Source organism: Nocardia sp. NPDC049149 (assembly GCF_043197455.1).
In the GTDB taxonomy this organism is placed as follows: domain Bacteria; phylum Actinomycetota; class Actinomycetes; order Mycobacteriales; family Mycobacteriaceae; genus Nocardia.
In genome coordinates, this window is record NZ_JBICTD010000006.1 from 738,309 (window position 1) to 749,726 (window position 11,418).

General features: G+C 67.8%; 9 protein-coding genes. 1 reads left to right on the forward strand and 8 read right to left on the reverse strand.

Translation table 11 applies throughout. From position 1 onward, the window contains the following. The first annotated feature begins 56 nt into the window (after positions 1-56). Positions 57-971 carry an RNA polymerase sigma-70 factor gene (locus tag ACGFNJ_RS27540; protein ID WP_393454014.1) on the forward strand — a complete coding sequence of 305 codons (915 nt, stop codon included), beginning with the start codon at positions 57-59 and terminating at the stop codon, positions 969-971. Between the two features lie 6 nt (positions 972-977). On the opposite strand, the gene yidC is transcribed toward ACGFNJ_RS27540, so the two are convergent. The 8 genes from yidC to ACGFNJ_RS27580 form a co-directional block, all read right to left on the reverse strand. Next, a complete protein-coding gene (gene yidC, locus ACGFNJ_RS27545) occupies positions 978-1,862 on the reverse strand; it encodes a membrane protein insertase YidC (RefSeq protein WP_393454017.1) in 885 nt (294 codons plus the stop codon). 90 nt (positions 1,863-1,952) lie between these two features. Next, the gene (locus ACGFNJ_RS27550; RefSeq protein WP_393454021.1) at positions 1,953-2,252 is read right to left on the reverse strand and encodes a DUF6412 domain-containing protein; all 300 of its coding nucleotides are present in this window, start codon (positions 2,250-2,252) and stop codon (positions 1,953-1,955) included. Positions 2,253-2,322: 70 nt separating this feature from the next. Beyond that, on the reverse strand, positions 2,323-3,105 hold the full coding sequence (locus ACGFNJ_RS27555; protein ID WP_393454024.1) for a helix-turn-helix domain-containing protein: 783 nt from the start codon (positions 3,103-3,105) through the stop codon (positions 2,323-2,325). Positions 3,106-3,223: 118 nt separating this feature from the next. Further along, positions 3,224-4,603 carry a condensation domain-containing protein gene (locus ACGFNJ_RS27560; protein WP_393454027.1) on the reverse strand — a complete coding sequence of 460 codons (1,380 nt, stop codon included), beginning with the start codon at positions 4,601-4,603 and terminating at the stop codon, positions 3,224-3,226. Next, positions 4,603-6,057, reverse strand: a complete 1,455-nt coding sequence (locus tag ACGFNJ_RS27565) for a condensation domain-containing protein (RefSeq protein ID WP_393454030.1) — start codon at positions 6,055-6,057, stop codon at positions 4,603-4,605. The genes ACGFNJ_RS27560 and ACGFNJ_RS27565 overlap by 1 nt, the downstream gene beginning before the upstream one ends. Next, positions 6,051-7,499, reverse strand: a complete 1,449-nt coding sequence (locus tag ACGFNJ_RS27570) for a condensation domain-containing protein (protein WP_393454033.1) — start codon at positions 7,497-7,499, stop codon at positions 6,051-6,053. The genes ACGFNJ_RS27565 and ACGFNJ_RS27570 overlap by 7 nt, the downstream gene beginning before the upstream one ends. 438 nt (positions 7,500-7,937) lie before the next feature. Then, the gene (locus tag ACGFNJ_RS27575) at positions 7,938-9,953 is read right to left on the reverse strand and encodes a CocE/NonD family hydrolase (RefSeq protein ID WP_393454036.1); all 2,016 of its coding nucleotides are present in this window, start codon (positions 9,951-9,953) and stop codon (positions 7,938-7,940) included. Between the two features lie 286 nt (positions 9,954-10,239). Further along, the gene (locus ACGFNJ_RS27580) at positions 10,240-11,412 is read right to left on the reverse strand and encodes a PucR family transcriptional regulator (protein WP_393454039.1); all 1,173 of its coding nucleotides are present in this window, start codon (positions 11,410-11,412) and stop codon (positions 10,240-10,242) included. Between the last annotated feature and the right edge of the window lie 6 nt (positions 11,413-11,418).

The window sequence follows — 11,418 nt, forward strand, 5'->3', positions numbered from 1 at the left end:
TCACAATCGGCTCCCCATCGGTGTCTTCATGTCGTCACCGAGTACATGGAGGTCAGATGGCGGACAACACCGGGAGCCGAGCGGCCGTCGAGGCCGCGACCGAGCCGTTCGTCGCGCACCGTAGCCTGCTGTTCACCGTCGCCTACGAGATGCTCGGCTCGGCCGCCGATGCCGAGGACGTCGTGCAGGAAACCTGGCTGCGCTGGGCCGACATCGGTGACGATGCCCGCGCTGAGGTGCGCGACCCGCGCGCATACCTGGTCAGGGTGGTCACCAGGCAAGCGCTCAACCGGCTGCGGACGCTGGCGCGTCAGCGCGAGGACTACGTCGGCGAGTGGCTGCCCGAACCTCTGCTGACGAGCCCCGACGTGGCCGAGGACGTCGAGCTCGCCGAGAGCGTCTCGATCGCGATGCTCACCGTGCTGGAAACGCTCGGTCCGGCCGAGCGCGCGGTCTTCGTGCTGCGCGAGGTGTTCGAGGTGCCGTACGACGAAATCGCCGAGGCCGTCGGCAAATCCGAGGCGGCAGTCCGGCAGATCGCGAACCGCGCACGCAAGCACGTGGCCGCTCGGCGTCCACGCATGGCGGTGAGCCAGACCGAACAGCACGAGGTGGTCGCCCGGTTCCTCGCGGCGATGAACACGGGTGACGTGCAGGCCCTGCTCGACGTGCTCGCGCCGGATGTCGTCCTGGTCTCCGACGGTGGCGGCATTGTGCAGTCGGTGCTGCGGCCGATCGCCGGCCACCAGCGCGTTGCCGCACTGCTGTCCCGCTTTCCGCAGTTCGCGCCGGGCATGGCGCTCAGCACAATCGTGGTCAACGGCGCCGTCGCGGCCCGGCTCGATCCGTTCGGCACGCTCGACTCCGCGGTCACCTTCGTGATCGAGGACGGCCGGATCGCCCGCATCAACGTGATCCGCAACCCGCACAAGCTCGAACGGCTGACCGCGCCGTTCGAGCTGCGCCGATGACGAACGTCATTTGCGCCGAACGGGTTTGGCCCCCGGCTTCGGTGCGGTCGCGGCGCGCGCCGCGGCGACGCGCTGGGTCTCGGCGGCCGCCTCGGTGTCGAGCCGCCGGTAGACGAAGTGCTGCTGGGCCAGGGTCCACGCGTTGTTGGTGACGAAGTAGAGCAGGATCGCCACCGGAAGCACTGCCCCGCCGATCATGGCCCCCGCAGGGAAGATCCACAGTGTCAGCGGGCGCATCAGCGCAAGCTGCGCCGGGGTCTCCTGCCGCGCGAACGACGCGCGACCGGTGAAATGCGTTGCGACGGCGGCGATCACCATGAGCGGGACGGCGATCGCGGCCACGGTTGCCAGCAGCTCGCCCGCACCGAAGAGCGTTGCCGACAACGGCGCGCCGAATATCTTTGCCTGCAGGAAGGATTGGACGTCCGCGGTGCCGAAGACGTAATTGGGTGTCATAGCGTTCGCCTCTGGCGTCATCGGTGTCGCGATGGCCTGGAACGGGAGGTGACCGACCGCGGCGGTGCGATCGAACGAGCGCAGCACATGGAACAACCCGATGAATATCAATACCTGCCCGATCATCGGAATCAATGTCGCAAAGGTATTGATGCCGTTGTCCTTATACAGTTTCTGGATTTCTTTCGCCTGCTGCGTGCGATCGTTGGCGTACTTTTTCTTCAGACCGTCGACCTTCGACTGCACTTTCTTGACCATCGCCTGGGTGCGGGCCTGCCGCAGAAAGGGCAGGAACAGCACGGCGCGGAGGGTGAGGACGAGAAAGACGACCGAAAGCACCCAGGCGAGCGCGCTCGCGGGTCCGAGGGCGGCGCCGAAGACGTAGTGCCACAACCAGAGAATGGCGGACACCGGGTAGTAAACGAAGTCGAGCATGGGAGCACCTGACTGTGGGCGTGCGTGTGCGCACGAGAACGGAAGGGTCGGCGAGAACGCCGACGCCACCCCGCGACTGCGGAGTCGGCGTCAGGCGATCGCGAACCCTGGTGCTCGTGGACGCGGACGACCCGCGGTGTCGGGATTGCTCTGGCGCAGGAAGGAGCCGCGCCTGCGCCGCTGCGCGGACGGCGGCGGGCCGGAACAGACCGGCGCGAGCGGCAGGCTGCCTGCCGGGTGCACCGTCGCGAAGGCGACGATCAGCGACGCCGCGACGAAACCGACGACGGCCACCGAACCCGGCTCGCTCGCCGGTGCCGTGAACAGCACGAGGGCAGGCAGGACGAATGCGATAACCGCATACGCCATCAGCTGAGCCCGGGTGACCATGGCTAGAGCATACCGAGTGCGGGCAAGTGCCTCGTCCGGGAACGCCGGAACACCCGCCACGGTCGACGCGTCAGAGGCTGATGTCCCAGTCGACGTGCGTGCCCATCATCGATGGCGGCAGCCCGAAGGTCCGCCTGCAGGTGCGGATCAGGTGTGCGTCGTCGGTGAACCCGGCCGCGTAGGACGCCGTGCTGACGTCGTCGCCGGCCAGCACCCTGGTCATCGCGATGTGCAGGCGCAGCCAAAGAATGTAGCGGCGCAACGGAATACCGACCTGTTCGGTGAACAGATGGGTGAGCCTGGTCGCCGAAATCCCCAGCTGCCGTGCCACATCCGAGCCGCGGACCGAGCCGTCCTGCACCATCTCCGGCAGCAGTTGCAGCGCCGCGGTCACCACACCGTGCCGGTCGCCCTGGCCTGCCTGCGGGTCGTCGCGCAGCAGATCCGCGAGCAGATCGGTCACGTGGTCGGTGAGCTCACCGTGGGCGGGATCGACCGCGAGCGAGTGCACCCACCCGTGCAGATGCGCTCGCCGATCCGCGGCTGCGCCCGCGACGGTCTCCGGGTCGAGATACACCGCGATGCCGTGCGCGGCACCCTCGGCGACCCGATGCGGCGCGTCGGTGGGCACCACGATGTGCGCGCCGTTCCTGCGCACCCCGCCGCCGTCGACGACGACGATCGGGGTATCGGCGGCAACGATCTGCACCGCATGATGGGCGTGGATCTCGGTGGGCCACACCGGCCCTTCGAAGGCGAGGACGCCGGGCCGCAGTAGTGCGCGGCCCTGCCACCGCGTTGCGTCGGCGTCCGATGACGTCGAGAAGTCGTTGGTGACCAGAGCCTTCATCATCGGACGCTCCCGGCTGACACGAGCACACTCTCGGTGGATCCACCGCTGAGACTATCGGGTCGGGCTACTCGAACGTTGTGGTTTGTGGATCGCTGGCGCAGGCTGCGCTGCCGCATGGTCATACCCGCACCGAGATCGCGGCGGACAGGGTTGCGGTGACCCGGTCGAGGAATTCGCCGAGCAGTGCACCCGCGGTGGGGGTCGCGGGATATCTGGTGCGCAACGCGAGCCCCTCGTCGGTGCGGGTGAACCACATCTGCACGTCGTCGAGCGGTGCGCTGCGGCTGAACTGGGCCGGATTTCGCGGCACCGAGCGGCTGGTGTCGCTGCGCGAGCCGCCGGGCAGCCACCGATAGTCGGTGTAGGAAACGCTGAACAGATCGTGTCTGGTCCGGCGCAGATCGGTGCCCATCGCGGCGAGCACCCGGTTCGCGGGAACCTGGGCCAGCCGCTGTCCAGACCGGATCGCCTCTTCCGCGCCGCGGGCGGTGGCGCAGAAGTCATGCGCCACCGGGATATGCGCGGGCCCGTTGGAGACCAGCCAGCCGAAGGTGTTGTGGTGTCGCGGTTCCCGGCGGGTGTGCACCGGGAACACCAGATCGGTTCCGGTGCGCCCGCCGAGGTCGGCCGCGGCCAGCGCCACCGCCGCGAGCAGCGCCGCGAACATCGAGTACCCGTCGGCGCGCGACTTGCGGTGCAGCGCATCGGTTGCCGTCGCGCCGAGCAGCGGGCGCGCGTCGCAGCCGAACGGCGCGAGCGAGCCAGCGGGCAGGCCGAGATCGAGCGGGAAGTGCGGCAGATCGTTGCCTGCGGCATGCAGGAAGTCGCGCCACGCGCGGATCAGCGGCCCGGTGGACGCGGCGGGCACCGCGGCCTCGCGAGTCGAATAGGACAGGAAACTCCCGGGTTCCGGCAGTCGGTCGGCGGCGGCGACGGCGCCGTCGACCCCGTCCTCGCAGGCGGCGCGGTAGAGCAGATCCAGCTCGGCGACCGCGATCGTGATCGACCAGGCATCGCACACCGCGTGATCGAATCCGCAGACCACGGTGGAGGATTCGTCCCTGCTGACGGCGCCGAGGAAGTACGGCGCGAAGCTGTACGGCGAGCACGCCTCGTCGAGCCTGGCGCCGAGCACCGCCCGCAGTTCCTCCGTGCTCGAGGTGCACACGGCCTGTCGTGGCACCAGCCGAATATCGGTGTCGTGCACCACGTGCACCGCGGCGGGGCGGTCCTTGCTCGGCGGCTCGAAGCAGCAGTGCAGGGCGTCGTGGCGCGGCAGCCACACCGAAAACGCGGTGTGCAAGGCGGATTCGTCGATCGGACCCGCGACATCGAAGGTGGCGGCGAGCCAGGTGGTCGGGCCGCCGGAGGCGAGATGGATGGATTGGTTGGAGGTGGCCGGGGTGGCATCCGGCGTCGGTCCTGGTTCGGCGAGCGCGGTCCACTCGAGCAGGGTTCCCGGTGGCGCGCTCAAGTGTTCGAGAAAGAGCAGCTGCATTATGGCCTCACGAGAGCAGGTCCGGTGGCCGCGAAGTCACCGGTGTGCGCGATGGCGCGCAGGGTGGTGCGAATCTGTCCGAGGTAGTCCGCGGCCGATTTGTGCGCGATCGCGGTGTCGGGGTACATCATCGTGACGTGCAGGCGTTCCAGCTCACGGTTGAACCAGATCGGCGAGGTCTGCCCGATCCGGCTGCGCGAGCCGAGCCCATGGATTTCGGAGATACCTGGTAGAGCGTTTTCCAATGCCGCACCGGACATCGCGCGCATGTCCAGGTAAGACACCCACGGCCAGTCGGTGGTGACCGGCAGCGGTGCCCCGGTGAGCTGGGCGGCCCGTTCCAGTGCGGCATGGATCGGGACGTTCGACAGCGGCTTGGCCCAGTCCAAGGCGACGCCTGCCCGGCCGATCACCTCGGTGAACCGGTGTGCGCCTTCGAGATCGAACGCGATCGGGATGAGGTTGATGAACCAGCCCTGGGCGAGCTGATACTGCGGCGCGCTCCTGGTTCCGACCACGTTCATGCCGAGATAACTTGTCCGGCCCGCGAATTCGAGCTCGGCCAGGGCCACCGCGGCATAGAGCCCCGCTGAGAACGAACCACCCGCCGCCTTGCACGCGTCGGCGAACGCGTCGATCTCGGCCGCGTCGAGCATGTCGACCTTGGTGCCGAAGCTGTCGGCGAGCTCGCCGGGCGCCAGGCCCAGCTCGATCGGCAGCGGGCGGACCCGCTGCGCGTTCTCGGCGAGCAGCTCGGCCAGTCGAGCCAACTCCGCCGGCTGTGCGGCCACCGCGGCGCGCTCGGCCTTCGCGAACTCCACGTAGCTGCCGACCGGCGGGAGCGCAGGCTCCTGGCCAGTGCTGAACGCGGCGTACAGCGCATGGAATTCGAGGAGGGACGTGAGCACCGACATGCCGTCGGTGAACGCGTGGTCGGCGCTGTAGACCACCGTGAAGCCGTCCGCGCCGTGATCGATCGCGCAGCAGACGATCGCGGGCCAGCGCGTTGGGTTGGCGTTGGCTTTGAACTTCGCGACGAGGGCGTCGCGGAGGTCGCCGCTGTCGGTGAAGGTGGCGACGGTATGGGTTTCCAGGTCGACTGCCGCCGGGTCGAGCAGGTATCTGGTCAGCGCGAATCTGCCGTCGGTCTCGTCGATCCGGAACCACGAGCGGAGGGTCTCGTGGCGCTGCAGGAACGCGATGTAGGTGCGGCGCAACGCCTCCGGGTCGAACGGGCGCGCGACGGTGAAGCAGAACGAGAGCTCGGAGGCGAGCGGGTCATCGGTCTGCCTGCGTGCCGACCAGCGGCGGATATGGGATTCCTGCAGGTAGGTCGCGGGAATATCGGAGGGAGCCGTGGTTTCGGTGGCGGCCTTGCTGGCGGCGGTGGTGGTGAATTCGACGAGCACGCCTGGCTTCGGCTGCCAATCTTCGGTGAGGGTCATCTCTACCATGACAGCGGCGCTCCTTCGATCGGACGGATTCGTGCGTCCCCGTAGCGGGTGAACTCGGCAAGCAGATCCCGCATGCGCAGCACATGACGGTGGATATCGCGGGTCGCCTTGGTGGTGCCCGGATAGCGCATGTTGAGCGTCACGCCCATCGGCGTGCGCACGAACCAGAAGAAGAACTCGGTGGGGGAGACGTTGCGGCTGCGCAGCCAGCGGGTGTCGGTGTCGAGCCAGGTCGACGCGGACGGCGCGGAGCGAATGTCCATGTAGGACACCATGAACGAGATGCGCGGCCAGGTGCCGAGCAGCTCGCACACCCTGGCGAACGGCACCGTCGCCGCGCTGCGGGTGCGCCGCAGTTCCTGGCCTGCCGGGGTGATCAGTTCCGAAAGATTGCGGGCGACACCGCAATCGAGCTGGAACGGGGCGAGCCCGACGAACCAGCCGAGCGTTTCCGCCCACTGCGGATCGGTGCGGGTGTGCAGCGGGATCACCGTGCGGAAGTCGCGGCCCGCACCGAGTTCGGTGGTGGTCACCGCGAAGGCGGCGAGTAGCGCGGCGAACAGGCCCTGGCCTTGTTCGCGTGCCACGGCCGCCGCGGCGTCGGCGGCGTCGGCGTCGAGCACCTCGACCGACAGGTTGCGCTGCGAGACGCGGCGTGGTGCCGCCTCGGCGGGATCGGTGGTTTCGATCGGCGCCGCGGCGACCTTGCTGAGCGTGCCGCAGGGGAGGGTGTTTTCGGTGTGCTCAGGGAAGAACATGCGCCAGGTGTCGACCGCGGGGTCCGCGGCCGTCGTGCTGATGGCGCGAGTGCGCTCGTCCTGGCTGAAGTCGACGTAGCTGCCGGTCTCGAGCAGCCGCGCGGTTTCTCCCGTGCGGGCCGCAATGTAGAGCGCGTGCAGCTCGCCGCCGGTCGAGACGGTCGAGTAGCCGTCCATGATCGAGTGGTCGGCGCCGAAGACGACGGTGAAGCCGTCTCGGTTCGCGATGGTCACGCAGACGTAGGACGGCCAGCGCAGCGGCGAGGTTCCGTCGTCGAGCAGACCCTGGACCAGGCGATAGGTCGCCATCGTCGAGGTCGGTGCGCCCGCGTCGGACGGCTGGACCCGGATTTCACCGGGCGGCAAGGTGTATCTGGCCGGTCGGCCGCCCTCGATGGTGACGTGTGTGCGTAATCCTTCGTGCCGGTCGATCCAGGTGTCCAGCGCGGTGCGCCATGCCTGCGGGTCGAGCGGCTCGTCGATGTGGAAGACGTGGCCGAGCCAGTAGTGCCGATGATCTCGTATCCGGCTGTGCTCCACCGCATCTCGAAGATGATGCTCGTGATTATAGGAAACGGCGCGAGTATCTCGCGGCCAATCGGCCCAGTGTGAAGTGGCTGTCGGGAGCCACTCGATCACCCGGCCGCTCGGCAACGGATAGTCGGCCAGTTCGATGAATTCCATGACACACCTTCAGCTGCCCATCGGCAATACCCGTGCGCGGTAGGGCTATTGCCGATCCGAAATGGTGACAAGAATTTCGGCCTGCATCCGAGAACTTTGTCCGATCGGCCCCGGGACGTCATCGTCGGACCGGGACAGGGAAACTTTAGAAGAAATTTGATCGGAATGTGACGGTGAGCTGGATCACCGATATTTGCCGCAGAAACGCGGACAACGGCGTTGCGGGCGCTGCAATGAGCGAATATACCGCCGCTGCCAGCGCGAATGTGAAACGCTTAATGTTCAGGTAGCTGAGAGCTTGCTGGACAATGTGTCTCAATGCACCTGGTATTCATCCCAGGTTTCCATGATCTTTACAGGTCCCGGTGTTGATCGGGGCTTAAACGTGACTTGCCACCCACCCCCGGGCTGCGGTATTCCAGCCCGGGGGTGCGCGCCTCAGCCGCCGAACGCGGCCGCCGGTGCCAGCGGAACGATGAGACTCGATGGACGAGCGGCGTCTCGGTGGATCTGCTGGGACGAGCCGACGAGCCTGGGCAGGTCGGTCGGGATGGGCATGGTCGACGGGAACGTGCCGCTCGTAATCCGCAGGCGCAGTGCGTGTCCCGGCTCCAGTCGGTAGAAGGTCGGGCGGAGTTTGACCTCCAACCGGGTCGCCTCGCCCGGCGTCAGGAGCTGCTCGGTGTCCTTGCGGATCACATGCTCCGGCGCGTAGATGGTGCCGTCGGCCGCGCGCCAGGTCTTCTCGTCGTTCAGGGTGCGCTGGCTGGCCAGCTGCGAGCCGCCGGTGATGTTCACCGCCGTCCCGTCCGGCGCCACGTCGTCAAGCCACACTTGAAACGCGGCATCGGTACTGGTCGAGGACGCGTACAGGGTGACGCTGCTCGGGCCGGCCAGCACCGTCGGCTCGGCCACCGGGTCCATCGTGTAGCGACGGCCTGCGACGGGCTCCTGCACCCATTCCGTGCACGGGTTGTAGGCAGTGAACAGCCGGAACAGGAAATCGAACAGGCCTGCGCTGTACTGGCCGAGGCTCTGCCGGTTGCAGAGCGTGTCGATGCCGCTGTAGTCGAGCCGATCGGCGGCATTGTCGATCGACGGCGGCTGCGCGACCAGACGGTCGCCGTCGAAGTACCGTTGCTGAATGCTCGCCTGCTCGAATGGGTATCGCGAGGTAGCGACGGCCATATTGTTCGGGTCGATCACGTGCAGCGGATTGTCTGTTTTGTCAATTCCATTCGGAATGTCTTTCAACCATCGATCGAACCACGCCACGGTGATCATGCCGGTGTCCATCCGCGAACCGGGCCCGAAACCGAGACCGACGTGGTACCACGGGCCCATCAGCAGCTGGAACCGGGCGTCGGCAGCCTGTTCTTTCGCCATCGGCGCGAACTGATCCCGGCCCGCCGCGATGTTCTGCAACTGGGAGTAGTTGCGCCACGGGCCTTCCTGGTACAGATCCCAGAGACCGCCGACCTGGTACATGGCGATGCCGTTGTCGACCACCTTGCGCAGATCGGTCTCGAAACGCCGGTCCTGCCACCACTGACCGTCGTAGGCCAGCGGGCCGCCGCCGTACGCCTCGAACAACAGCTTGATCGTGCTGTCCGAGGACACCGCTGCCTGTAGGTGGTCGCCAAGCGATTTGAGGAACAGCTGCGGCGAGACCGCGGCGGTCAGGAACGGGCCGATCAGGCTGAGATAGGGCACCAGCACCGAGATGGCGGTGAGCAGGATCGGGCTCATCATGCCGTCGTGGCCGAGCACCTCGTTGAAGATGTTGTTGGGCATGGCCATCGGCACGATCGCCTTCAACGGCGAACCGGGCGCGACCGATTCGGCGGTGCGCAAGGCGGACAGCGCGGGGAACGAGTACCCGTACATGCCGACCTTGCCGTTGGCGCCTGGCAGCTTCGCCGCCCAGTCGACCAGCTGCGCGCCGTCGAGGCCGTCCTGCTGCGAGGCCGGATTCCACGCGCCGGTCGAGCCGCCGGTGCCGCGCACGTCGGCGATCACCTCGATGTAGCCGCGGCGCACCAGCATGTCCTGAGCGCTGGTGGCCTGGTTGATGATTCGGCGTGCATCCCTCAGGTGATCGGGCAGCGGGATCTGCAGCGTGTCCACCACGCTGGTGACGGCAGCGGCGAGCGCGCTCGACACGGCGCCGTAGGTGGTGAAGTTGACGACGACCGGGAACTCACCCGCCGCGCGCTGCCCGGTGGCCGGATCGGTCGGATAGCGCACCTCGGTCTGCAGCTGGGTGCCGTCGGAGAGCGGGACGATGTGGCCGAGTTCGTAGGCGATGCCATAGCGCTCCGGCGTCGGCTGATAGTCGGCGGGCAAGCCGAAGTTGGCTGGCGCGTTGGGAACCGGGCCCGAGGTGGGGACCGCCTGCGCGGCGGGGGCGAGCTGGACGAGCAAGCCGACGGCCGTGAGGGCGGCGATCGTCACGGTGCGCGAGGTTCGCGCCCGGGAAACAAATCTCAACTACCTGAACCTTTGCTGGCGAGGGTGGAAGCCGGGCCGCGAGCTACCCGTCCGCTGGTCTATACCGCGGATCGAGTGCTGAAACGGGCGCACTCGGGTCCGGATTGTGTCCGGACGTACGAGGGCAACGCCTGACTTCGTTGTCGTCATTCAGCACAACGCATAGACGGGGTGCCGCGACACGGGCAATCCGCCAGCCGGAACGACGACCGATTGGGAAAGTAACTAAAAGATGTTGTCCACGTGGGGATTACGGGGCGAAGGCGGCCGATTCGAGGCGCCTGGCCAGGCGTGCGGCGGACAAGGTCATCGCGTCGGCAGGGCGGTGCGGGTCGAGCCCGGTCAGCTCGTGCACGCGAGAAAGCCGGTAGGTCACCGTGTTTCGGTGCACGTTGAGCTGCCTTGCCGTCGCCAGCTGGTTGAAGCCGCTGTCGACGAACACCTCGAGCGTCTCGGCGAGCATCGGCTGCGCGTCGAGCGGCGCGAGCACCGACGCCAGGCCCGGCCTGGCCGCGTCGCTCACCGCCACCGTGTACTCGAACTGCAAATCCTGCCTGCGGCACAGTACTTCGCGCCGGACCAGGCAGCGGCCGAGCTCGGCGAGCACCCGCGCCTCGGCGTACATGACCGGGATCGCGTCCTTGCTGCGCGCCGCGCCGACGCCGACCCAGTACGGTGGCGGCTCGCTCGGCTCCTGCGCGGGCAGGCGTGCGGTGAGCGCGGACAGCGTGGCCGAGCCGTCGTCGCCGGGCTGCAGCGGGATGAGGGCGGTCCAACCGCCCGCGTCCAGCCGCAGGAACACCCCGGGAATTGCCTCGACCCGGTGCCGCAGCGCCGAGGCGGGACCGCCGCGGGTGCCGCACAGGCGGAACACCGCGACGAGGAAGGCATCCGACACCGGAATCACCGGATCGTTCGCCCACTCCACCGGGTCGCGCCCGGTGAGCAGCGCGTCGGCGATGCCGCGCCTGCGCTCGAGCAGCTCCCAGCGGGGGTCGTGCACCCGTTGGGTGGCCGCGGTGGCGATCCGGGAGGTGACCAGCGTGACGTACTGCAGCAGCAGCAACGACGCATCGAACAGCAGTTCGCGTTCGGCCGGGGTGGCCGAGGCGCGTAACCGCTCCCAGATGAACGTCGCGCCGAATCGATAACGCTCGAGCACCTCGGGCAGCGGGGTGCCGTCGCGTAGTCGATCCATCGCGAGCTCGACGAGTTCCCTGGTGTCTTCCTCCGAAGGTTCCTCGCCGCGGCGCAGGTATTCGAAGAACAGGTCGACGTTGAGCTTGGTGCCGCGGGCGAAATCGGTCTCCACGAGGGATTGCGGCAGCCGCTGGTACGGCGGCAGCGCGGCGTAGAACCCGTCTAGCATCGACGCGGTCCGCCGGTGCAGATCGTCGAACACCCGTGTCCGCGATGGCATCATGCTGGT

Bases quoted from the DNA above. Each gene is read 5' to 3' on its own strand.
- yidC (WP_393454017.1), bottom strand. From the start codon at position 1,862: ATGCTCGACTTCGTTTACTACCCGGTGTCCGCCATTCTCTGGTTGTGG.
- ACGFNJ_RS27565 (WP_393454030.1), bottom strand. From the start codon at position 6,057: ATGGTAGAGATGACCCTCACCGAAGATTGGCAGCCGAAGCCAGGCGTG.
- ACGFNJ_RS27580 (WP_393454039.1), bottom strand. From the start codon at position 11,412: ATGATGCCATCGCGGACACGGGTGTTCGACGATCTGCACCGGCGGACC.
- ACGFNJ_RS27550 (WP_393454021.1), bottom strand. From the start codon at position 2,252: ATGGTCACCCGGGCTCAGCTGATGGCGTATGCGGTTATCGCATTCGTC.
- ACGFNJ_RS27540 (WP_393454014.1), top strand. From the start codon at position 57: ATGGCGGACAACACCGGGAGCCGAGCGGCCGTCGAGGCCGCGACCGAG.
- ACGFNJ_RS27570 (WP_393454033.1), bottom strand. From the start codon at position 7,499: ATGGAATTCATCGAACTGGCCGACTATCCGTTGCCGAGCGGCCGGGTG.
- ACGFNJ_RS27555 (WP_393454024.1), bottom strand. From the start codon at position 3,105: ATGATGAAGGCTCTGGTCACCAACGACTTCTCGACGTCATCGGACGCC.
- ACGFNJ_RS27560 (WP_393454027.1), bottom strand. From the start codon at position 4,603: ATGCAGCTGCTCTTTCTCGAACACTTGAGCGCGCCACCGGGAACCCTG.